This is a genomic window from Streptomyces sp. NPDC101118 (genome assembly GCF_044759445.1).
In the GTDB taxonomy this organism is placed as follows: domain Bacteria; phylum Actinomycetota; class Actinomycetes; order Streptomycetales; family Streptomycetaceae; genus Streptomyces.
Map to the genome: position 1 here is coordinate 1 of NZ_JBIVZG010000021.1, position 21,217 is coordinate 21,217.

Consider the following 21,217-nt stretch of genomic DNA (forward strand, 5'->3'; position numbering starts at 1 on the left):
GCCGAGCCAGGGCCGGCCCTTCGGGCCGGAGTCCTTCGCTTCGCTTCGGACTGTTCGGGTTCCGCTTCGCTCCACCCGAACAAGGCCCGCTTCGCGGGCCAGGGACTCCCGTGCTGCGCACGGCAGGTGACTCCGCTTCACGGGGTCCGGGCCTATGGCCGGCGGGCGGGTCCGCTGCGCTCCCCCGCCCTGGTCCTTCCGGCTCCGCCTCCAGGACTTGAGGCCCGCTTCGCGGGCCTGGCTGGCAGCAAGGTGAGATTGGGTGCCTGCCGTACGCGGCTCCCGGTCAGGGTGCGAAGTGCCAGCAGTACAGAGGCTGACGGAGGCTTTCTGCCGTGCGGGCCAGATCCGCCAGCACCATCAGGATCTCGGCTGCTGTCTCGGCTGGCACGCCCTCGTCCTTGACTGCGACGAGCTCGGCCCATTCACCCGCAACCTCGGCGAGCCGGTCACTGCTCGCCTGTGTCAGAGCGGAGCACAGCTGAGAAGGAAGCTCGAACACCGTGAAGCCGTCATTCTTCATCGGCACCACATCACGCGAGCCTGTAGCCACACCCCCTGCCAGTAGGACCTCCCAGTCCGGCACCGCATCGTCGGGGTAGAAATCCGAGCACGCGAACGCGGGAAACCCATGCCGGCGCTGCCGCGGCCCGACCTGCGCAGCCACCTCATCATCCGGTGCCACGAAGAACTCGATAGTGACAGGCATGACCCAATCATGCCAGCCCACCACGGCCGGGGATGATTCATCCTGTCTTCCAGATTAAAACTGGCCTAGGAGGCATGCCACGCTGAGGCCAGCTCGCAGAGTGGGTGTCCCATCGCACCGCGCCCGAGACGCGGACCGCACCCAGCGGACTCCACTGCGGGACGTTCACCGGCTACGAGCTGGCCAGCTGGTGACCGGCTACCGGCTACCGGCTACCGGCTACCGGCTACCGGAAGAGCGTGACAGGGACTCAGAATGCGACCGAGTGGGCGGTTCCGCCGTAGGACATGCCCAGGGCCACGGTGAGCTGCTTGATGTCGAATTCGTCGGCAAGGGTGAGCAGCCGTGTGGAGCGCAGGATCCGTGGGAGCAGGCCGGCCGATGTGAGGCTGTCTCGGATGTGGGCTGCGCCGGCGGGGTTGGTGGTGAGCCGGGTGACGAATGCGTGGGGGTTATCCGTGTGCAGGGCGCGGCGGTGGGAGAGGCAGGCCCCTGCCACCGGGTACTGCGCTCGGACGGCACCCTCGGCGGCTACATCGGCGACCTGCAAGCCAAGACCACAAGCTCCGTCCGATCCCCGGCATCAAGATCGACGGCGTGCCCACCCACGTCCGGCCCGCCGTCGAGACGGCGCCCGCCCGACGGTGGGCTTGGCTGCTGGACGGCCGCACCCGCACACGCGCCACCACCGTCCACGCCGAAGGCTGCCCGCTCGCCACCGACCGGGCGCGGCCGCTGACCACCATGGCCGCGCTCGACGCCCTCACCCGACCCGGAACGACCGCCTGCGACCGGTGCGACGCCGCCGAGGTCCTGCTGCCGATCCTCGCCCACGGGCAAAACAGCGACGCCCCAGAGCAGGCGGACAGAGCCGCCCTCCGGAGCGCCGCCGCAGCATGACGGCGTAAGCGAGGTACCGGGGCGCTGCGCTACTTCGAGTGGTCGATGACGTTGCCGTTGGAGCAGTTGTTGGAGAGGTTGCCGACCACGGTCCCCAGGACCGGGTCCACGACGGCGTCCACCAGGCACACAGCGGCCGCGGTGAAGTTCCAGGCGCCGGCGGCGAGGCCGCCACCGAAGTTGGAGTCGGTATCGGCATGGGCCGGGGTGGCCACCGCGACGCCGGCCACGACCAGCGCGACGGTAGTGATGATCTTCTTCATGGCCTGCCAACGACCCACACCCACCAGCGGCACGGCCGGTCACATGCGTCCCACCGGACGGACGCGTCCATACGAAAAGGCCCAGCTCAGACGGTGGGGGACCCGGTGTAGTCGTGGCGTTGGTAGCCGCGCCCGTCGCCCTGCCAGTCCAGGAACAGCACCGAATCGCCCAGCGCACCGCCGCCGGCGCGGTGGCTGATCGTCGGGGGTGCGGTACTTCCGCTACCAGTTGACGGTCATCGGAGGCTTCGCCCAGGTAGCGGTGTCGAGGAAGTGAACAACAACCGCTTCGCCGTTTCGAGCGACCGCCCCAAGGTGTAGGTGTCCTGGCAGGTCAGTGGGGTCCGACAGGACCGATACGCACAGGCGAATCCTCAGGTCGCGGAGCAAGTGAAGGCTGATCAGCCTCGCGGAAAGTACGTCCACCCCGAAGCCTGGGGCAAGACCAGAGACGCAGGCATCTACGACCGACAGGCTGCACTGGTGGGAGCAGCACTGGCCGAGCCCCAGGCCCAGGCGGGCAATGAAGCCAGCGCGTAAGATCACCGGCGCTCCGCCCGCCCGTGTCAGCCGCCTCTAGCGCATCCCGTTCCTCGACGTAGGCCGCGGAAGGTGGATCATCAGCGACGAACGCCCCGGAGCTGTGACCGTCACCGGCCCCGTCCCGAGGTCCTGGCGGGGGCCGCCTGCTGGCAGTGCGCGGGCACCGCAGGCTCCGCGGGCGCCGGCGGCCTGGGGGCTGCGCCGGCAGGGGTGGTGGAAGTCCGCGGGCCGGAGCGGGGAATCGGCTCGGTTAGCCGAGCCAGACGATGTCCAGGACGGACAGGTGCCGGAGCGGCCGGTTGACGAAGTAGTTGACGGACAGCTGGCCCGCGGGTGCGATTCGAACGTCTTCGCCTTCGGTGACGGCGGTGTCCCACTGGCCGAAGCCCCGCGGGTCGGCCGCCGCGACGTCGAACAGGTCCCACACTCGTTCCCGAGGCCACCACCCTTCCCTGCAATCGGACGAACCTGTCACGGAGCGGGCTCTGAGTGACTGCCGGAAAACCGTTGGCTGTCGGTGTTGCCTGCTGGAACGATCCTGGGATGAGCGACCACCGGGACGCCGTCCTCCGCCTGTGGGGCCGCCAGCTCTACGAGCGTCAGGGCGAGCCACTCGCCTGGGCGGAGGCGGTCCTGGAGGCCACCGGCCGCCCGCCGACCGCCGTCACCGCAGCGATGTCCGGCCGGCTCGACGCTCTCTCTGATCCCCCATCGGACCGCGCACGGCTTCTGTTCCGTACGGTCGCCAAGCTGGCCGCGAACCTGCGGAACGACGGCCGCTACGACGCGGACGTCGGCACCCGGATCGGCCCACTGGCCCTGCGGTTGGCCGAGCTCGAACCACCGCTCGCCGGCCCTCTCGGGGACGCACTCGGCCACCCACCGGACGGGCCGACATCCCTCGTCACCGTCCACGCCGCCGAGTTGAGCGGGAACCGCACGATCCGGCTGCGGGCGATCGACGCCCTGCTGGAGTGGGCCGAACTCGGCCATCCGCAGGCCCGGGCGGCCCTGTCCGAGGTCGCCTCCGACCACCGGGCGCAGGATGTCACCGTCTGGACCAAGGCACTCAACCGGATCGCCCTGTTCGGCGACGCGAGCGTCGAACAGGGCCTGCTGCGCGCGCTCGCCGACACCGGTCACCGCGGGGTGCGGTGGTCGGCGCTCGCCTGTGCCGAACTCGGCTTCCACCGAGCCGTTCCGCTGATCATCGCCCTGCTGGAGCATCCCGATCCGACGGTCCGCGAGGGTGCCTGCGAGGCACTCGGTCTCTTTGAGGAACACGCCGCCGTGCCCGCCCTGACAGCCCGGCTGAACGACGAGACCAGCTGGGTACGCAGCATGGCCGCCATGACGCTCGGCCAAATCGGCGGCGACCGGGCACTCGCCGGGCTCTGGCAGGCCATGATGGAACGCCGGAACCCGAAGGCCAGTCATCTCGCCTCAGCGATCGCTGCCTTCGGCCCGCCGGTGGTGGACGACCTGATCGCCCTCACCACCAATCCCGACCCGGACCTCCGAGCACTTGCCTGCCGCGCTCTCGGCTCCACCGCCGACGACCGGGCCCTGCCAGCACTGGAACGCCTCGCCGCCCACGACCTCGCCGAAACCACCCTCGGCGGCCTCGTCGCAACCGCCGCCAAGCAGGCACTGCGGACCGCGCACCGCATTCGCACGCGTACCGCATCAACCTGAGCTCGACGCTCGTCTCGACGATGCCGGCGATCCACGGCGATCGGTACGGGGTGGATCATCCCGCGCTTGTTCGTCCGTGACCTGACTGCGTAACTGCCGTACGGCCGGCCCCGTGTCGGCCCGGGGCGGCCGGGTGGGTCAGTAGCGGACCCAGAGGGTGATGACGCCCGGGTGGGAGGGGCCGAAGGGCTCGCAGAAGAAGACGGGGCCCCAGATGTTGTAGCCGGCCCGGCCGGCGGCCATGCATTCGGTGTACGAGGCGTGGTTGCTGCGGGCGTAGAAGCCGGTGCCGGGAACGGCCTCGGCGGCGCCCGCGGCGCCGAGCGCGAGGGCTCCAGCGGTGACGGCGGTGGCGAGAGCGGCTGCTGTGCGGCGGTACATGGCATGTCCTCCTGAACGCCGGGATGCTCCGGCGGAATGCGTGAAGATGCGATGTGGTGCGGTACGTACCGGCTGCGCAGCCGAGCATGAACGTACCGTCACCGACCCAGGCCGCACAATAGGTCTAGGCCAATGCGCCGCGTTCCCGTCTCCGATCTCTCACATCCATGACAGTGAGCCCCTACCCCGGCAACCGACTCTGACCTGCGCCAACCCGCAGCACCTCACCCCGCTGTCCCGGAACCGAGAGATCGCAGCAAGGCGGAGCCGCACGTACAACCTCCCGCTCGCCCCGGCAGTCACAGTTCCCGGAGGCACGGCCCTCCGCACGAGCGAGAAGGACGAGGACGAGGATGAAGATCCGGTCGGGCAGGGCAGGCAGGGTGGCAGTCGCCTGTCTGGTGCTCACGCTGGCGGCCGCCGGCTGGGCAGCGTACGAGCGACACGAGGACCACGCGCGCGCCGCCCGGGCGGCGTCCGACGCCCGAAACCCCGCCCCCGTGATCCTCCGCGGGATATCGGGCGCGCTCACACAGGCAGTGCTGCCCCCATGGAAACCGGGCGCGGACAAGCCCGGCGCATGGAACCCCGGCTACAGGATCGACCTGCCCCAAGGAGTGACCCTGGAGCCCGAGGTCCTCCCCGGCTCCAGGACGTGCGAATACGGCTACCAGTCCACCATCGACATCTCCTGCCCATCCGACGGCACCGGCGTACTGCGCGTCAGGATCACCGCCACAGCAGATACCACCGGACACCTCAAACCAGGCAGCCTCAGAACCGACATGGCCGGCAGGCAGAAGACAACGCCGATCATCGTCATCGTCACCTAGTCCAACTCCGGCCCATAGGCCAGCAGCGCGGCCCCGGTTCCTCGGCTGGCCAACCCCGCCCGTCCGGGCTCATCACCGGCAGGGCGTGAGCCCGGAGCCCTGGATCGCGCCCAGTCTGTCCAGTAAACGGTGTAACCGTGGTTGGCTCGTGGGAGCGTCGCGCAGGGCGTGCGGCTGCGGCGGTGCGACGGTGAACGGCCTCCGTGTCGTGGGGGGCCGTGATCGGGCCCGTCCGTCAGGCACCGAGCACCTTGGCGAGTTCGCTCGCGGTCGGCCGTCTGGCCGGACCGTCCATGAGGACGGGCAGCAGAACCTCCTGCAGCTCGGGCCAGGCCGGACCGTGGCCAGGGGGATACTCCCGACCGCGATGCACTCGCGCAGCTCGTGCACGGCGCTCGCCTTCGGATCGACACCGGCGGCCCGGTAGTCCAGCGGCCAGGCACCCGTCGTGCAGACCCACAACACGGCGGCCAGCGCGTACACGTCCGTGGCCGCCGTGACCGGGGCCGGGCGCTGGCCGGTGCAGATGGCGGCGGCGAGTTTCGGAGGCCAGAAGGTGCACCGTGCCGCCTTCGAAGTCCTCGCCCTGGTCCCAGCCGGGCCGCCAGGCCCAGGCGAGGTCGATGAGCTTGGCGCCAGTGGTGGTGTGGATGCTGTGGGAGGGCTGGAGGTCGGCGTGCACCCAGCCGGACGCGTGCAGCTCGGCGACCGCCTCGCACAGCCCGACCGCGGTCGTACGGGCCTGGGCGTGGCCGATGGTGTGGTCGCGGACCGGGCGAACAGCTCCCAGGTGGTGGGGCCGGTCAGCCACCGGGTCAACCCGGGCCGAGCGCATTCGTTGGCCATCAGGCACGCCCCTCTTCATCCCCCTGGGGTGGGGCGTGCAGGCGGTGCGCACCGTCCCCTGTGTCCGCGCTATGCCCAGCGGTTCAGCGCGGCGCGGACACAGGCAAAGTGGTGTGTTTACGGGCGCCGGCCTTGGAACAGAAGCGGCTCACGGGCTGGGGTGTGAGCGGCTCCCCCTGGGCGGGCTCGTGCGCGTCATCCCCCCTCGCGCACGGCCCGCCCCTCGCCTCCATGGCAGGGCTCGACTCCCCGCCAAGCTGAGGAGCCTTTGCCGGACTTTTCCCGGGCGGCCTTCCGCCCGGGGGTTGGGGTGTCGGGTGGGGGGAATGGGTGGGGTAACCAGCCTGGTCTGGTGGGAGACCCCGCGCCACCATCCGGTCACCGCTTGTGGCTGACGGTGGGTGCGGGTGGTCTCATTTGGCTTTGCCCGGCTCGATGCCGCGGCGCTTGACGGCCTCCTCTGCCCCGCTTGGGGAGCCGACCGTGATGGGCTCTCCAAGAACGGCGGCCGCACCGATGCCCGCCTTGAACATCGCTGTCTCCACGCGCCCGGACCGCATCGTCGTGCTCGTGGCAGGCGACCTCGACGTCGACACCACCTCCCACGTCACCGACCTCACCCGCGCTGTCGAGCTGCACGGCCGCGTCCTGACCCTGGACCTGTCGGCCGTGGGGTTCATGGACTCCTCCGGCCTGCACATGCTCTTGGTCCTGCGCCGGCGAGCCCTCGCCGAAGGCGGCATCCTCGAGCTCGCCGGCGTCCCGCGCCAGGCCCTGCGACTGCTGGACCTGACCGGCACCCGGGACCTGTTCACCTACGCCGACGACCACCGACAGTCCTAGCCGGCAGGCGGCCCCCGACACCGCGGGGGCCCTTGTGCTGTCACGAGGCGGTGGCGAAGTGGACGTGGATGCTCTTCCCCCCACCCGGCGCCGGGCGGACATCGACCTCGTCAGCCAGACGATGCACCAGCGGCCAGCCATAGCCGCCCGCCGTGCCCTCCGGGACCGGCGGCCGAGGCGTGGGTGGCTCGGGGCTGGAATCGGTGACATCGACATCGATCCCGCCCCGGGACCACACGATGTCGAACGAACAGGGGCCGCGCGTGTGGTGCACGGCGTTGGTCACCAGCTCACTCACCACCAGCAGGACGCTGTCCTGCAACGAACAGGGCGCGGCGTGGGCGGCCGCCCGGGCGTCCTCGAAGAAGCGGCGGGTCTCCTCCCGAGCCCGGGCCGCGGCACCTTCGATACCGCACTCGCAATGCCGCCGCACCGGATCCCCCATCACCCCACCTCCCGCACGCTCCCGGACCGGACCCGGCTCCTACCCGACGTAACCGGCTCGCATCCCACCAGCCGGGGGCCGGTCATGCCGCGTCCTGCGTCCCACCCAGGCTCCTTCGAGCCGCCCGTGCATGGTCGGCCGCCCGGCGCAGCCCCTGCTGACCACCCGGCCGGACTGGCGCATAGTGAGGGACATGGGAGAACACCAGCGCGACAACGCCGAGCGCCTGGTCGTGGTGCTGGGCGGTGAGCTGGACATCGACCGGGCGCCCATGCTCGCCGACGCCCTGAACACCGCGATCGACCAGCCCGGCGGGCCCGTCGAGATCGTCCTCGATGTCGCCGGCCTGGAGTTCTGCGACTCCTCCGGCCTCAACGTCCTCCTCCGCGCCCACAGCAGCGCCCAGGGCCACGGCAAACGCCTGACCCTGCGTGCGCCCCGGCCGCAGCTGCGCCGCCTGCTGACGCTCAGCGGCTGCGAGCGCCTGTTCCCGATCACCGACGACACCTGACCAACCCGACCGGCCCACCTGACCGGCGGCACGGGCCCGGGCGTGTCAGCGTGGCAGGGCAGGTCCACGCACGCGGGGCCCGGCCGGCGGGGCACCATCCCGGCCGGGCCCCGCTACGCCTACCCCCTCCGTCCGCCCGAAGCCGCGTCCCCGCGCCGTCGGCGCAAGCCGCGGATCCGGGCGGGTGACCGGCGTAGCCGGCCCCGGCCAGGTTCCGCCGCGGCCCGCCCCGTGGGCGCAACGATGTCCCAGCCCGACTCGATGGCTGGAGACCATGGTGATTGAACGCAAGCGCCTCAGGGGCCGTATCCAGGTCACGTTCGTCCTACCCGCCGACACCCCGGCGTGCCGGGCCGCCCGGCAGCCGCAGAACGAAGGCTGACCAGCGCGTCCGTGCTGCCGCAGGACCTACCCCGGCTGAAAACCCTGATCACCTACCTGCGCGGCGAACTCCGCCGCGCGGAGCAGGCCCTTGCCGCCGCCGAGCAGCGCCAGGCCGCCACCGCCCGGCAGCAGCCGGCGCCCGAGCCCCCGGCGTGGCTGGTCGAGCGCGGGCTCACCGGCCGACTCCCGGCCCGGCTCCACTTGGGGGGCTGCCGGGACGCCGGCAAGCACTCGGCACCCGCCACCGGCGAGCAGGTACGCCGACTCCTGGCCGAAGGCGTGCCCGCTTGCATCCACTTGCCGCCCGGACACGGCCCTCGGAGTGCTCGAATGAACGGGTACCGGCACGGTGAAGGGATGAGCCCTGACCTGCGCGTCATCGTCTACCCGCCGGACGCCGAAGGCGGACGCCGCGGCCGCGTCTACGGCGAGATCCTCCGCCGCGCCCACGGCCCAGGCCCGTGAACGTCTCCACCCACACCGGCCCACAACACCCCACCCATACAGGCATAGCGCCCAAGACCGAGCCTTCTGCAACACCCTTTAGATCCCCAGGTCCGCTCTCACGCACCCGTGATCACCAACGGATCTGTCATGCGCCTCGGCCCGTCCGGCCGTCTCCGAGCTGCCGACCGGACCGTCTCCTCCTACCGTGCGTTCAGCACGGACGCGACGACGCTGCCCGCCGGGCCGCTGCCGTAGCCGCCGGACTGGACGACCGAGCCGGCGGCCAGGTCGTCCGCGTAGCCCGTGAACCAGCTGTTGGAGTCGCTCTGTCCGTCGACCTCGGCCGACCCGGTTTTGGCTCCCTTGTCGCCGCTGACCGCGGACATCGCCTTGGCGGCGGTGCCGTCGGTCGCGGCGGCGGCCATCACGCTGCGCAGGGTGGCGGCCATGTTCTCGGGCAGCGGCTGGGCGGTGGTCAGCTCGCCCTTGATCATCTCTCTGGGCACGATCACCGGCTGGCGGAACGCGCCGTTTTTCACGGTCGCCGAGAGGGAGGCGACGCTGAGGGCGTTCATGGTGACCTTGCCCTGGCCGATGTAGGAGGCGGCCGTGTCGGGGCCCTTCGAGACCGGGATGCTGGCGTCGGTGGAGACGATCCCGATGGACCACACCCCGCCCAGGCCGAAGTACTTGCGGGCCGTCTGGCTCAGGGCGGTGTCCTCCACGCCCTTGGCGTTCAGCGGGCCCAGCGCCTTCATGAAGAAGGTGTTGCAGGAGCGGCGGAAGCTGTCCCGGAAGGTGCCGTTCGCGATGGAGAAGTTCTTGTTGTTGTGGAAGGTCCGGCCCGACCAGGTCACCTCCTTCGGACACTCGACCGGGGAGGTCGGCCCGCCGACCAGGCCGTGCTCCAGCATCATCGCCGCGGTCACGACCTTCATCGTGGAGCCGGGGGCCTGCGCCCCCTCCATCGCCACGTTGAACCCGCCGGCCGGGCTGTTGGCGACCGCACTGATCTCGCCGGTGCTGGGCCGGAGCGCGACCACCGAGGCCCGGTCGTACTTCTTCACCGCCCGCTCGGCGGCGGCCTGTACGTCGGCGTCCAGCGTCGTCTGGAGCTTCTGCGTCTTTCCCTTGACGAGGGTGAGCAGCGTCCGGTTCGGCGCGTCGGCGTCGGCCGGCTCGATCCAGGTCTCGAGGGCGGGCTCGCCTGCGGCCCCGCCCGCGTACCGGGTACGCAGGGTCTCCAGCACGGGGGCCAGCGACGGGTACTTCTCGGCGGTCAGCTCCCGGCCCTCGCGGTCCACCGCCCGGATCGAGCCCGTCTTCGCCCAACCGGTCCGCAGGGTCGCGCCCTCGATCAGCTTCGGGTGCAGCACCGCCGGCCGCCAGTCCACCAGAGCCCGCCCACTGCTCTTGCCCCGCACCACGGTCAGCTCCGAGGCGTACGCCAGCTCCTTCTCGTGCCCCTCAAAACTGATGGTCGCCTTCACCGTGTACCGCACCGTGGCGCCGCTCACCGCGCCCGGCGTGACCACGGCGTTCTCCACATGCCCGGTCGCCCGGAAGCCGCGCAGCGCCTCTGAGGCCGCCGCCGGGGCGTCGGTCAGCGTCCCCGCCGCGTCCGCGTCCCCGCGGGCCCACGCCGCCAGGAAGTCCCGTGATGTCCGCTCGACCTCCTCGGCCGTAACCTCCGCGGACGCGTTCAGCAGCGCGGCGTCCGTGCCACCGAGGCCCGCACCGTCCGAGTCACCGGCCAGCATCTCGTAGCCCGCGAGCCCCACCCCGCCCGCCACCAGGACGAACACGCCGCCGACGAAGGCGGTCTTCACTCCACTGCGCATGGTGCAGTCCCTCCCCAAGAGCCCCGTACGCGGCGTAAGAACGATGTTCACTTGAACATGCTCAATACACAGATACGCACGCACTCTGCGGGGCCGTACGTCACCCCTTAGATCAACCCGGGAGAGCAAAAGATGTACGGCCGCCCATCTGTTTATCTTTTCGTTACAAACAGTGTTGGTCTGCGGTTAAGCTCTCGCGTGGGGCGCCGCGACCGGCACCGCCCCATGCCTCGACCTGCGGGTGGCGCAGGGAGAACGCATCACGAGCCGACGGAAGACCCGGAATTGGCGTGGTGGCATCGCAGATGCTGACCGTACCCGTCTCACCCCAGTTCGCTCAGGTCCCGGCGGACGTGATCCCTCGACTCCGCCGCCGTCGAGGGGGCCTGCCGTGGCGGGCTGACCCTGCTGACCACGATGATTGATGCGTGCGGGCTGGGCAGGGCAGGGCAGCCGGCGGTTTCTCCGGGGCTCAGTCACAACAGCGGCGAGCCGCGCCATTCACGGCAGGCTCTGCCCGATGGGGGGCCGACCTCGTCGGCGTGCGCCGCGCCGCTCCCGCCGCTTTGACGCAGGGGACCGCAGCATGAGCCGGCCCATCGACGCCACACCCGCACGCCCCGCGCCCGTCACGAGCGGACCGTGCGTCCGCTGCCGCCAGCCCACCACCCGCTACGGCGCAGGCGGCAGCCCTCTATGCTCGGCGTGCCGGGCCGCCCGGCAGCAGCCGCCGCTCCAACCTGCGGCGTGGCTGGTCGAGCGCGGGCTCACCCGCCCAGACCCGGCGCGGGCGGTGGTCCGGCCGCTGCGGTAAGCGACGGGCCGGCCGTTGGTGACCACCCATCTCCGCGGGCCACATGCCGATACATGCCTGTGACCTGTGTCTTCTACGCTCCAGGCGGTGACGGGCGGCAGCGTGAGGGGCGGACCGATGGTTAAGGCGTACCGGAGAATATGGGTGCCGGTGACCGTCCTGGCTGTGCTGGTCGGCGGGGTGGCGTCCGTCCCGCGGGGGCTCGAGCACGTGCGGAAGGAGCGGGCGGCGACGGTGCTGCGGGAGCAGCGGGAAGTAGTGCTGGCGCGGGCTCATCAGGGGCCGGCGGCGCAGGTCCTGCAGGCGGCCGCTGAGCGTGCGCTGGCGGCGGGCTCTGCGGACGTGCGGGTCGCGTACGACAACATCGACCTGCACACCAACATCAACCCGGAGTACGACGCGACCGCGCGGGACGGCCGAGCTGTGTGGAGCCGAACCCAGGACACCATGGCCATGCCCAAGACGTCCCGCTGGCGCGTCGGTGACCGGGTGTACGCCGGCCCGGCAGGAACCGGCTGGGGCCCGGCGGCGTACGACGACACCTACCACCCCGAGCTGGAGTGGGAGCACAGCAAGACGGTGAACGTCTCCGTGCCCCTGCACCTCAACCTCTTGCTCGCGGCGGGGAACACCAGACGGCTCGGGCAGGAGCGCGTCGACGGCCGGCTCACCATGCGCTACGTGGCGTTTGTGTGGCCGCGGGACGCCGACGGGTTCCTGAAGAAGACCCTCCCGCACCTGGCCCTGAACCCAGGGATCTACGACTTCCCTCCCCACTCCCCGCGGGCCCACGCCCAGATCCGCCTCGACGCCTGGCTCGACGAGCACGGACAACTCATCCGCCTGCACCACTGGTTCCCCTCGGACGACATCACCATCAGCTTCCGCTCCTACGGCGGGCCACCGGTCACCCTCCCCCAAGGCGCCCGCCTTATCCGGTAGCCGCGGGTCTTCAGCCGACGACCGCGGCCAGCCCGGTCCGAAGCGCGGTGGTTCCCCCGGTCACGTCGGTGCGCAGCTGCTGGAAGCGGAGCGGCGGGGCGGAACGCGGCCCGTCGGCGCTGGCTGCCGCCACCACCTCTGGGGGGACGGGGAACACGTCCAAGGCGTCCGGGCTCCCCCCGGCCGCTACGAACGCATCTCCCCTCCCGGGGGTGCCCCGGGTCGGCCGCGGTGAGGTGCGCGCCGACCTGTCGGGAGACCTCTGGGCGCAGCGGTGCGGTCCGGACGGCGGCGCGCAACTGGCCGTCTTGGTCGTAGCGGCCGAGGACGTGGAGCCCGGGGCGGGTCAGGGCCCCGGTGACGGCGCTGCTGATCGCCTCGGTGGTATCCCTGCGGCGGACTTGGGTCCACCCGCGGCACGAAGGGGCACATGTGCTGGTCAGAGGGCGCGTGGGGGCGGCAAAGGCCAGGGCCTGGGCGACCACTCCGGGTTAGGGTCGAACCTCCGAACGAGGGGCGGGCGGGATGATCGAGATGAGCAGGCGGGCCCGGCGAGGGGTGGCCGGGGGTGCGTTCGTGGCGGGGGTGTTGGCGCTGGCGTTCGCCGGGACGGCGTCCGGACCCCGACAGGACGCACACCGGCTTGCCGAGCGACGGCCGCCGTTGGAGGTGGTGCGGGAGGCGGCACAGCGGGCGCTGGACTCGGGTGCCGCGTCGACCCACATCACGCAGTTCGAGAGCCCGGTCAACAGCTCCGGCCAGTTCCCGACCGAGCCGTACGACTCCCCGGGGTCCCCGTCCTCGTGGCGGGACGGCACGGACGCCACCGGGGGCGGCACCGCGTGGCGGATCGGGGACGATTACTACGGCATACCGGGCTCGGGGAGCGAATGGGGGCACCCCGAAGTCGCCTGGGAGACCCGCATGTCCCTGTCGGTCCGCGTCTCGCGCGAGCTGGAGCTGGTGCGTGCGGTGACGGGGGCCAGGTCGGTCGGCCCGGAGTCCGTACTCGGCCGGCACGGCCACCACTTCATGGCGGGCCCCTCGGTCGACGAGGTACGCAAGCTCCGCGCGGCGGGCCGCAAGCCGACGCCCGGCACCTCGAACCCCGACCACGTCGCCGTCGACGCCTGGGTCGACGACCACGGCGAGCTGGTCCGGATCATCGTGACCGACCTCGGGCACCGCGTCCTGATCGACTTCGAATCCTTCGGCGGACCGACCGTCACCCTCCCCGACAACGCCGAGCCAATGCCCTAGGCCGGGACTTCCGGCTCGCTGCTGCCGTACACCAGGCAATCAGGCGCAGTCGACGACGTCCGCCGAGTCTTCGAGCCGCGCGGGTGTGCGGACGGCGAAGGCGGGTCAGTGGTCGGAGTGGTGGAGCCAGGCGCCCGCGACGTAGCGCAGGGCCTTACCCAGGCCGTCGACCACCCCGGTGTCGTAGGAGGTGATCACCGATTCATGCTGCTCGGGCATCGGCAGCCTCACCTACACCGTCGAGCCCCTGGGTACCCGGACGCCCCGGGCGGTCGCCGACGGCCTCGCCCGCCTCGTACGCGGAGGCGGGCCGGCCCTGCAACTGGAGCCGGTCCCACTCGCCAGGCTGACCGGTTCCCACACCGGCGCCACGGCGCGGTTCGAATCACCCCGTTCCGCCAGCCCGACATCAAGAGGCCGCCCGTCGTCGCCCTGCACGGACGGGCCGGCGCCGTGGTCGAGGTGAAGATCCCCAAGGCGGTCAGAACCGGATCCGGCAGCAGAGGCAACGGAGACATCCGGGTGGAACTGCCCTCGTGGGCCAGACTCGTGCCCGGACCGGAAGACGGATCGGGCCCCTACTGCTCCTACGACTACCAGAACACCATCGACATCTTCTGCGCCGGCGACGGCACCGGGATACTCCGCGTCAGAATCGCCCCCTGGGTGAAACCTGGGATGCGCCTCCGGGCGGGCCTGATCATGGGCGGCGCGGTCGACGGAGACCCCACACCGAAGAACAACAACTCCAAGCTCGTCCTGCTCGAACCGCAGAGCGGAAGCTTCGAGACGTGGGCGCAGCTCGGCGGAGCGCTGGCCGCCGTCGCAGTCCTGGCCGGAGCGGGAACCGCATACCTGCGCCGGCGCCGGAAAGCCACCACGGCAGGGTGAGGACCACGCACCGTTCTCGGCCCGACCGGCTGAGCGCTGGATCCATGCCGTTGACGACAAAGTCGCTCCTGTCCTACGGCCCGCGCAGTGCATGTCCCTGCATGCCTCACCCTCGCCCCGGTTCAGCTGCGGCGGCAGGCGCATGCGGCCGCGGCCTTGGCTTCGGCCGGGGTCTGAGCGGGGTCGGCGTCCTGCTCGTCGGACGTGCAGCAGGCGGTGGTAGCGCAGCCGACGTCCGGCGCGGCGTCCGCCTTCTGGAGGGTGCGGGCGCCGGCCTTGACGACGTAGACCTCCCGCGGCACCTTCCCGGGGCCGGTGACCCACACCCTGTCCTGGAGGGCGTAGCAGCAGGAGGTGTCGTTCTCCTCGAACGTGGCCAGGCCGAATGCGCCGTCGCGGCGAAAGCCGCCGCCGAGCTGAGCGCCGCCGTCGGGCCGCCGGACATGCAGGACACGCTGGCGGTGATCGACCGGCTCGCGCACCTGCGAGAAGCCCTCGCCACCTTCGCGCTGGCCCTACGTGGGCATCGCGTGCTGTGGAACCTCAACCGTCCCGCGAACCAGATCGTGCTGTATGACGCCCTCGATCGTGGGTTCGGGCCTTCACAGGTGAAGGCCCGAACCCACCCCGGGACGGTTCACGCTCGCCGCCGGGCCAGCCGGCGGCTCATGAGCATCGTCATCGACCACAGCACCATCTGCTCATGCACGGCGGGCAGCGTCTCGTAGTCGCGCGCCAGGCGCCGCGAGGCCTTCAGCCAGCTCAGCGTGCGTTCCACCACCCAGCGTCTCGGCAGCACCACAGCGAGCCTCAGTTGCTGCTTCGCCCAGTTGACCAGGCGACCCGCGCAGTCGCCGTCAGCCCACACCGGGACGATCCTGCGATAGCGGGCCCGGACACGTTCCACCAGCGGCATCGCGGCGTCCCGGTCCGTCACGTTCGCCGCGGTGACCATCACGGCCAGCGGCAGCCCCAGGCAGTCGACCACGATGTGCCGCTTGCGCCCCGGCACCTTCTTGGCCCCGTCGTAGCCGCGGGTGGCCGACCGTGGCCGCCGTCCGCAGGGACTGCGCGTCAATCACCGCCGCGCGACAGCGTAGGGGCGGTCCCAAGCTGGAAAGTCGCCCGGCATCGCTCGCCAGGTGATGCCGCCCGCCACCAGATAGCGAACAGCGTCCGACATCTGTCGGTGGCAGTACCCCTCCGGCCGCCCGCCCTGCCCCTCCAGCCACAGTGGCACTGGCAGACGGTCGCGCACGAGGGACCATTCCGTGTCCGTCACGTCCGACGGACAGCGCGGCGCACGTCCAGGGCGATCACCCGCGTTCCCGAACCGGTGAGCGAGGCAACCACACGATGGGGCAGCCCAGTTGGACTCCACCCGCACGAGAGCGTAGGACTGCAACAGCAGGGCCTCCTGGTGCGCTCCGGCTTCGACAACCATGAGCTGAACCAGAGGCCCTGCCTTCATGCGCATACAAGCGAGAGTGCCGCTCAGGGTCGGTACTGCCCAGCCCTTCAGGTCAGATGCCGGGAAGCCCGACCAGGGCGGCGCCCAGGCCGAGGGCGGCGCAGATGCCGAGGGTGCGCAGGACGCTCCAGCGGAGCTTGAAGATAAGCAGTGCGGCGATCACGCTGATCGCGAGGGCGGTGGGGCGCAGGGTGGTCGGGTCGGGCAGGGCGAGGGTGAGGGGGCCGAGGGTTTTGTCGTCGACGGTGGTGAAGAGGGCGTGTTCGGCGAAGTAGAGGGCGAGGTTGGCGATGACGCCGACGACTGCGGCGGTGATGCCGGTCAGGGCGGCGGAGATGCGGCGGTTTCCGCGCAGGCGCTCGATGTAGGGGGCGCCGAGGAAGATGAACAGGAAGCAGGGCACGAAGGTGACCCAGGTGGTGAGCAGGGCGCCCAGCAGGGCGGCGGCCCAGGGGTCGAGGTTGCCGGGGTGGTGGTAGGCGCCGAGGAACGCGACGAACTGGACCACCATGATCAGGGGGCCGGGGGTGGTCTCGGCCAGGGCCAGACCGCTGACCATGTCCTTCGCGCTGAGCCAGCCGTAGGTCTGCACGGCTTGTTGGGCGACGAAGGCCAGGACTGCGTAGGCGCCGCCGAAGGTGACCAGCGCGGTGCCCGAGAAGAACACGCCCTGGGTGGTGAACACGCTGCCCGTGCCGGTCAGCACGGCGACGGCCGCCACCGGGACGGCCCACAGGAGCAGGCCGATCGCGAGGATGCGCCAGGTGCGGCGGCGGCTGGGGGCCTCGTGGTGAAGGGCGTCGTCGGGTATCAGCGGAGCCGGCCCGTCATCGGCACCGTGACCGGCTGAGGGCTTGAGCGCGACGGGCTTGTAGCGGGCGATGAGCCAGCCGGCGAGCGCGGCGCCGGCGATGACCGCGGGGAACGGTACGGAGAACAGCGCCAGGGCCGCGAAGGAAACGGCGGCGAGGGTGATCAGCAGGGGGTGGGTCAGGGAGCGTTTCGCGACCCGGGAGACGGCCTGGACGACGATCGCCACGACCGCGGGGGCCAGGCCCGCGAAGACGCCGGTGACGGCCGAGGTCGAGCCGAAGGCGACGTACAGGGCGGAGAGGGCGAGCAGGGTGAGGACGCCGGGCAGGACGAAGAGGGTGCCGGCGATCAGGCCGCCGCGGGTGCCGTTGAGGAGCCAGCCGGTGTAGATCGCCAACTGCTGGGCTTCGGGGCCGGGCAGGAGCATGCAGTAGCTCAGGGCATGGTTGAACCGCTGCTGGCCTATCCAGCGTTTGTCCTCCACCAGCGCCCGCTGCATCACCGCGATCTGGCCCGCCGGACCTCCGAACGTCTGCCAGGAGATCGCGAACCAGGTGCGGGTCGCCTCCCGCAGCGGGATCACATCCCGGCCGTCGGCGCCTCGGTCGGCTCTGGCCCGGAGGCCGGGCGGCTGGTCGATGGCGGTCATCGGCACTCCCCTTCGTCATGGTCAAGGCCGAACGAGGCGGCCGTGGCTCGGGACGGTCGGGGTGTGCGTGACCGTGCTCCCCCTCCCCGCCCATCACTGTGCAACCATGGTTACATCGCATGCTGGGGCGCCGGTAGAGAGGTCTCGGGGGATGAACGTGAACAACGTGTTGCAGCCTTCGGGCCCAGCCGCAACGATCCGATCGGGACCCCGCACGTGAGCGGCCAGGCCACCGGGCGGCAGTGGGTGTTGCTCTCGTACCGCCTGCCGAGGGAGCCCTCCACGCCGCGGATCACCGTGTGGCGCAAGCTCAGGCGCCTGGGCGTCGCGCAGATCAGCGACGGCCTCATCGCGCTGCCTGCCGACGCGCGTACCCGCGAGCAACTGGAGTGGATCGCCGAGGAAGTCACCGACTTCGGTGGCACCGCCACCGTGTGGATCGCCCACCCGGCCGCCGCCGGCCACGAGGACCAGCTCGTCCAGGCCATGACGCAGGCCCGGGCCGGGGAGTACCAGCAGGTCCTCGCCGAGGCCGAAGCCGCCGGCAGCACGGGCGAGGCCGAACGGAGGCGTGCACTGGGCAAGCTCCGCGCCGAATTGCGGCGTATCCAGCGCCGCGACTACTTCCCCCCGCCCGACCGGCTCGCCGCCGAAACCGCGGTCAACGCCCTGCACCCCGCCAACACCACGGAAGAGAGCACCCCATGAAGTGGGCCACCCGCGCCGGCATCCACATCGACCGCGCCGCCTGCGCCTGGCTGATCGGCCGCTTCATCGACCCCGACGCCGAGTTCGTCTTCGTCACCGACCCCGCCCACGTCCCCGACGACGCCACCCCCTTCGACATGCGCGGCGCCGAACTCGGCCACCACCACGGCGACTGCAGCTTCGAGACCATCCTGCGCGTTCACCACCTCACCGACGACCCCGCCCTGGTACGGATCGCGCAGATCGTCCACGAAGCCGACATCGACGACGAACGCTTCCACGCCCCCGAAGCCCCCGGCCTCGACACCGTCCTGCGCGGCCTGTCCATGACCTGCGACGACACCCACACCATGACCATCGCGGGCCCCATCTTCAACGGCTTGTACGAGTACTACCAGCGCGCCGCCACCCTGGGCCGCGAACCCGCCTGACACCCCTGCCCGTCCTGACGGGGCGCCGAGCCCGGGACCTGCTGCCCGACGGACAGGGCGAGCGCGACACCTGACCCCCTCTCACCCGTCAGGGCAGTGCGGGCAGGGCGCGCGGGCGGGACTACCGCCCGGTCACGTAGGGCGGTGGCTGCGGCAGTGCCGTGCTCGCCACCGGGCGAGGAGTCGACCGGGTGTCCGGGCCGGCGGTGTACGTTCGGCCGGCCACCGCTCCTGCCGGGTCAGAGCGATGCGGGGCATCAGGTGGCGCTCGCCGTCCGTCTCCAGCACGCACAACGGGACCTCCTTCCGCTGCCTGTTTCCCCTGCGCTGACGGGCAGGTCGGCCCAGATCGTCTTGCCGACCTCCTCGGGTCGGGTGCCCCAATGGGCGGCGAGCTGGTCGATGAGGAAGATCCCGCGGCCACCGTCTTCGTCCGGGCGGCGGTGGGCACGGTGCAGTGGGGTGGGGCTGGGGTCGGTGACGGCGATCCGCAGGTGGCCGGCTACGTGGTCGATGCTCAGGCGCGTGGGGCCTCCGGCGTGCTTGACGGCGTTGGAGAGCAGTTCCGCAGCGATTAGTAGCGCATCGTCGTGGGGAGCGGTCAGCTGCCAGTCGGCCAGCGCCTGCCGCACGCAGGCCAGGCCCTTGCGGAACGCGCCGTCCGCCTCGGGCCCGAACACGAGGTCCCGGTGGTGTGGCGCGTTGGAAGAGGGGTTCCCCATAGACGTTTCCTGGCCGGCCTGCGGGCGTGAGTGCACGACGCTCCCAGCCGGACGGGCCGGGTGCGCGTGATGTGCCCCTACCCGCCCGCTCCGCGGCGGAACGCGGTGCAGAGAGCCTGTACCCCGCGCACCGAAACCTCCTGGGCCGTACACGGAAGGGCCGCGAGGGTGTGGGGTGCTGGGGATAGGGGAAGGAGGCAGGTAGACCAGCCTGGTCTGGTGGGAGACCCCACGCCCCCATACGGTCACACTTCGTGGCCGGCGGCAGGTGCGGGTGGTCTCGCTCGGCTGTGTGCGGCCCGGCGCCGCGCGCTTGACGGCCTCCTCCGCCCCGCTTGGGGAGCCGACCGTGATGGGCTCCCCAAATGAACGGCGGCACCGCCGTGTATTCCACCCTGGACGTGGACGTCCGCGCCCACCCTCAGCGAACCGTCGTGACCGTGGCCGGCGACCTCGACATGGACACCTGCCCCCACCTCAGCGAAACCCTCGAGGCCCTGACTCTCGACGGCCAAGCCCTGGCCCTGGACCTGAGAGCCGTCACCTTCATGGACTCCTCCGCCCTCCACCTGCTGCTCGCCTTGCGCAACCGCGCCCGCGCCACCGGCGGAACCCTCGAACTCATCGGCCTGCCCCACCAGGCCCAGCGCCTCCTCGACCTCACCGGCACCCGTCGCCTCTTCACCCTCCAGCCCTGCCCCACCCTCTGAACGAAGCCGGCGGCCTCGGGCTCACAAGGCAGCCGCCCCACGCCCGTCAGGCAGGGAAACCGATCCGCCCCCGCCCCGGTGGGGGCCGTCTGCGGCCGCCCGGGAGGAGTACCGAGGATCAACACCACCCCGCCGCCACCCCCGCCTACGCCGAGCAGCCCAGGCCCCCACGCCCCCATCCTGATCTGGCGCATAAACCGGTGCGGACGGCAGAGCCCGAAGCGGGTCCCCGGGCAGGCGGCGGCCGGTCATGCGCTGCGAGGCGGGGTGCTCTCGGTCTTCTTCGTCGCCGTCTTCGTCGCGGCGGTCTTCCGCGCGGTGGTCTTCTTCGTCTTGCCGGCAGAGAGGTCGTGGACGGTGGCGGGCTCTTCCTCTTCGCGGGCGGCTCGGGCGTCGGCGACGGACTGCTGGAGCATGGCCATCAGGTCGACCACCTTGCCCGGCGCCGGCCCGGCCGACTCGGCCGGGGCAGCGGGCTGCCGGCCGGCGGCCTTGGCCTCGATGACGGCCTGCAGGGCGTCGCGGTACTGGTCCCGCAGCGTGCTCACGTCCAGCCCGGACAGGGTCTCGGCGAGCGCGATGGCGGCGTCGACTTCCTCCTGGCTGACCTCGGCCTCGGGTGCCGGGACCAGGCCGGGGGAGCGGATCTCGTCCGGCCAGCGCATCGTGTGCAGGACGATCACGTCGCCTCGCACGCGTAGCAGGCCCAGGTGCTCGCGGTCCCGCATCGCGAACTTGGCCACCGCCACCCTCGAGCTGCGGTTCAGGGCTTGTCGCAGGAGCTCGTAAGGGCGGGCCGAGACCGGTTCGGTGGCGGCGAGGTAGTAGGAGGCGCCGATCTGGATCGGGTCGATCGAGGCGGCGGGGACGAAGGCGACGATCTCGATGGCCTTGGCGGTCGGCAGGGGAAGGTTGTCCAGGTCGGCGTCGGTGATCTCGATGATGCCGACGGCCGTCTCCGCGCCGCGGCCGATCTCCTCCGCGGACAGCTCCCGTCCGTCGAGCTCGCAGATCTTGCGGGTACGGACCCGCCCGATCGCACCGTCTTCATGCTGATGGATCTGCCGCAACGCCACCGCATGCGACTCGGTCGCCGGATAGACCTTGATAGGAATCGTCACGAGGCCGAAGCTGATGGCCCCGCTCCAGATCGGCCGCATGCGAT

General features: G+C 71.3%; 26 protein-coding genes and 1 pseudogene. 12 read left to right on the forward strand and 15 right to left on the reverse strand.

Going from position 1 to position 21,217, the window contains the following annotated elements; translation table 11 throughout:
- Nucleotides 1-286: 286 nt before the first annotated feature.
- Entirely contained in the window at nt 287-709 is a 423-nt protein-coding gene (locus ACIQUQ_RS27895) for a hypothetical protein (protein WP_403981121.1), read from the reverse strand.
- 250 nt (nt 710-959) lie between these two features.
- Nucleotides 960-1,259 (reverse strand): hypothetical protein, encoded by a 300-nt coding sequence (locus ACIQUQ_RS27900; RefSeq protein WP_403981123.1) that lies wholly within the window; start codon nt 1,257-1,259, stop codon nt 960-962.
- A 47-nt stretch (nt 1,260-1,306) separates the two neighbouring features.
- Here ACIQUQ_RS27900 and ACIQUQ_RS27905 point away from each other — a divergent pair, with 47 nt between their 5' ends.
- On the forward strand, nt 1,307-1,609 hold the full coding sequence (locus tag ACIQUQ_RS27905; protein ID WP_403981126.1) for a DUF6233 domain-containing protein: 303 nt from the start codon (nt 1,307-1,309) through the stop codon (nt 1,607-1,609).
- A gap of 29 nt (nt 1,610-1,638) precedes the next feature.
- On the opposite strand, the gene ACIQUQ_RS27910 is transcribed toward ACIQUQ_RS27905, so the two are convergent.
- Nucleotides 1,639-1,872 carry a hypothetical protein gene (locus ACIQUQ_RS27910; RefSeq protein ID WP_403981128.1) on the reverse strand — a complete coding sequence of 78 codons (234 nt, stop codon included), beginning with the start codon at nt 1,870-1,872 and terminating at the stop codon, nt 1,639-1,641.
- Between the two features lie 793 nt (nt 1,873-2,665).
- Complete coding sequence (locus ACIQUQ_RS27915) at nt 2,666-2,842, reverse strand: hypothetical protein (protein ID WP_403981131.1); 177 nt, start codon at nt 2,840-2,842, stop codon at nt 2,666-2,668.
- A 116-nt stretch (nt 2,843-2,958) separates the two neighbouring features.
- Here ACIQUQ_RS27915 and ACIQUQ_RS27920 point away from each other — a divergent pair, with 116 nt between their 5' ends.
- Nucleotides 2,959-4,110, forward strand: coding sequence for a HEAT repeat domain-containing protein (locus tag ACIQUQ_RS27920; protein ID WP_403981134.1), 1,152 nt, complete (start codon nt 2,959-2,961; stop codon nt 4,108-4,110).
- A 138-nt stretch (nt 4,111-4,248) separates the two neighbouring features.
- Here ACIQUQ_RS27920 and ACIQUQ_RS27925 read toward each other — a convergent pair whose 3' ends face one another.
- Nucleotides 4,249-4,491, reverse strand: coding sequence for a hypothetical protein (locus tag ACIQUQ_RS27925; protein ID WP_403981137.1), 243 nt, complete (start codon nt 4,489-4,491; stop codon nt 4,249-4,251).
- Between the two features lie 353 nt (nt 4,492-4,844).
- On the opposite strand from ACIQUQ_RS27925, the gene ACIQUQ_RS27930 reads away from it, so the two are divergent.
- Nucleotides 4,845-5,324 (forward strand): hypothetical protein, encoded by a 480-nt coding sequence (locus tag ACIQUQ_RS27930; RefSeq protein ID WP_403981140.1) that lies wholly within the window; start codon nt 4,845-4,847, stop codon nt 5,322-5,324.
- 1,371 nt (nt 5,325-6,695) lie between these two features.
- The gene (locus tag ACIQUQ_RS27935; protein WP_403981142.1) at nt 6,696-7,013 is read left to right on the forward strand and encodes an STAS domain-containing protein; all 318 of its coding nucleotides are present in this window, start codon (nt 6,696-6,698) and stop codon (nt 7,011-7,013) included.
- 40 nt (nt 7,014-7,053) lie between these two features.
- Here ACIQUQ_RS27935 and ACIQUQ_RS27940 read toward each other — a convergent pair whose 3' ends face one another.
- Nucleotides 7,054-7,458 carry an ATP-binding protein gene (locus tag ACIQUQ_RS27940; protein WP_403981146.1) on the reverse strand — a complete coding sequence of 135 codons (405 nt, stop codon included), beginning with the start codon at nt 7,456-7,458 and terminating at the stop codon, nt 7,054-7,056.
- Nucleotides 7,459-7,651: 193 nt separating this feature from the next.
- Here ACIQUQ_RS27940 and ACIQUQ_RS27945 point away from each other — a divergent pair, with 193 nt between their 5' ends.
- On the forward strand, nt 7,652-7,969 hold the full coding sequence (locus ACIQUQ_RS27945; protein WP_403981148.1) for an STAS domain-containing protein: 318 nt from the start codon (nt 7,652-7,654) through the stop codon (nt 7,967-7,969).
- Nucleotides 7,970-8,377: 408 nt separating this feature from the next.
- Here ACIQUQ_RS27945 and ACIQUQ_RS27950 read toward each other — a convergent pair whose 3' ends face one another.
- A complete protein-coding gene (locus ACIQUQ_RS27950) occupies nt 8,378-8,650 on the reverse strand; it encodes a hypothetical protein (RefSeq protein WP_403981474.1) in 273 nt (90 codons plus the stop codon).
- Here ACIQUQ_RS27950 and ACIQUQ_RS27955 point away from each other — a divergent pair.
- Nucleotides 8,555-8,818 (forward strand): hypothetical protein, encoded by a 264-nt coding sequence (locus ACIQUQ_RS27955; RefSeq protein WP_403981455.1) that lies wholly within the window; start codon nt 8,555-8,557, stop codon nt 8,816-8,818. The genes ACIQUQ_RS27950 and ACIQUQ_RS27955 overlap by 96 nt on opposite strands.
- A 182-nt stretch (nt 8,819-9,000) precedes the next feature.
- On the opposite strand, the gene ACIQUQ_RS27960 is transcribed toward ACIQUQ_RS27955, so the two are convergent.
- Entirely contained in the window at nt 9,001-10,641 is a 1,641-nt protein-coding gene (locus tag ACIQUQ_RS27960) for a penicillin-binding transpeptidase domain-containing protein (protein WP_403981151.1), read from the reverse strand.
- A 964-nt stretch (nt 10,642-11,605) separates the two neighbouring features.
- Here ACIQUQ_RS27960 and ACIQUQ_RS27965 point away from each other — a divergent pair.
- Nucleotides 11,606-12,397 carry a hypothetical protein gene (locus tag ACIQUQ_RS27965; protein ID WP_403981153.1) on the forward strand — a complete coding sequence of 264 codons (792 nt, stop codon included), beginning with the start codon at nt 11,606-11,608 and terminating at the stop codon, nt 12,395-12,397.
- A 10-nt stretch (nt 12,398-12,407) separates the two neighbouring features.
- Here the strand turns inward: ACIQUQ_RS27965 and ACIQUQ_RS27970 are convergent, their stop codons facing one another.
- A complete protein-coding gene (locus ACIQUQ_RS27970) occupies nt 12,408-12,560 on the reverse strand; it encodes a hypothetical protein (protein WP_403981155.1) in 153 nt (50 codons plus the stop codon).
- 362 nt (nt 12,561-12,922) lie between these two features.
- Here ACIQUQ_RS27970 and ACIQUQ_RS27975 point away from each other — a divergent pair, with 362 nt between their 5' ends.
- Together ACIQUQ_RS27975 and ACIQUQ_RS27980 are read left to right on the forward strand one after the other, a co-directional pair.
- The gene (locus ACIQUQ_RS27975; protein ID WP_403981158.1) at nt 12,923-13,657 is read left to right on the forward strand and encodes a hypothetical protein; all 735 of its coding nucleotides are present in this window, start codon (nt 12,923-12,925) and stop codon (nt 13,655-13,657) included.
- 522 nt (nt 13,658-14,179) lie between these two features.
- Nucleotides 14,180-14,548: a hypothetical protein gene (locus ACIQUQ_RS27980; protein WP_403981160.1), complete on the forward strand. Its 369-nt coding sequence runs from the start codon at nt 14,180-14,182 to the stop codon at nt 14,546-14,548.
- Nucleotides 14,549-14,670: 122 nt separating this feature from the next.
- On the opposite strand, the pseudogene ACIQUQ_RS27985 reads toward ACIQUQ_RS27980, so the two are convergent.
- The 4 genes and pseudogenes from ACIQUQ_RS27985 to chrA all read right to left on the reverse strand — a co-directional run.
- Nucleotides 14,671-14,931 (reverse strand): annotated as a pseudogene (locus ACIQUQ_RS27985) (glyoxalase/bleomycin resistance/dioxygenase family protein); the annotation flags it as partial.
- A gap of 254 nt (nt 14,932-15,185) precedes the next feature.
- Entirely contained in the window at nt 15,186-15,626 is a 441-nt protein-coding gene (locus ACIQUQ_RS27990; RefSeq protein WP_403981163.1) for a transposase, read from the reverse strand.
- Nucleotides 15,627-16,025 (reverse strand): transposase, encoded by a 399-nt coding sequence (locus tag ACIQUQ_RS27995; protein ID WP_403981166.1) that lies wholly within the window; start codon nt 16,023-16,025, stop codon nt 15,627-15,629. It lies immediately after the preceding gene.
- 46 nt (nt 16,026-16,071) lie between these two features.
- Entirely contained in the window at nt 16,072-17,481 is a 1,410-nt protein-coding gene (gene chrA, locus ACIQUQ_RS28000; RefSeq protein WP_403981168.1) for a chromate efflux transporter, read from the reverse strand.
- A 216-nt stretch (nt 17,482-17,697) separates the two neighbouring features.
- On the opposite strand from chrA, the gene ACIQUQ_RS28005 reads away from it, so the two are divergent.
- Both ACIQUQ_RS28005 and ACIQUQ_RS28010 read left to right on the forward strand, forming a co-directional pair.
- A complete protein-coding gene (locus ACIQUQ_RS28005; protein WP_403981170.1) occupies nt 17,698-18,189 on the forward strand; it encodes a Chromate resistance protein ChrB in 492 nt (163 codons plus the stop codon).
- On the forward strand, nt 18,186-18,620 hold the full coding sequence (locus tag ACIQUQ_RS28010; RefSeq protein ID WP_403981172.1) for a chromate resistance protein ChrB domain-containing protein: 435 nt from the start codon (nt 18,186-18,188) through the stop codon (nt 18,618-18,620). The genes ACIQUQ_RS28005 and ACIQUQ_RS28010 overlap by 4 nt, the downstream gene beginning before the upstream one ends.
- Before the next feature lie 257 nt (nt 18,621-18,877).
- Here the strand turns inward: ACIQUQ_RS28010 and ACIQUQ_RS28015 are convergent, their stop codons facing one another.
- Complete coding sequence (locus ACIQUQ_RS28015) at nt 18,878-19,342, reverse strand: ATP-binding protein (RefSeq protein ID WP_403981174.1); 465 nt, start codon at nt 19,340-19,342, stop codon at nt 18,878-18,880.
- A 365-nt stretch (nt 19,343-19,707) separates the two neighbouring features.
- Here ACIQUQ_RS28015 and ACIQUQ_RS28020 point away from each other — a divergent pair, with 365 nt between their 5' ends.
- Nucleotides 19,708-20,052, forward strand: coding sequence for an STAS domain-containing protein (locus tag ACIQUQ_RS28020; RefSeq protein WP_403981177.1), 345 nt, complete (start codon nt 19,708-19,710; stop codon nt 20,050-20,052).
- A gap of 248 nt (nt 20,053-20,300) precedes the next feature.
- Here ACIQUQ_RS28020 and ACIQUQ_RS28025 read toward each other — a convergent pair whose 3' ends face one another.
- Nucleotides 20,301-21,212, reverse strand: a complete 912-nt coding sequence (locus ACIQUQ_RS28025; protein WP_403981180.1) for a Ku protein — start codon at nt 21,210-21,212, stop codon at nt 20,301-20,303.
- Nucleotides 21,213-21,217: the final 5 nt, after the last annotated feature.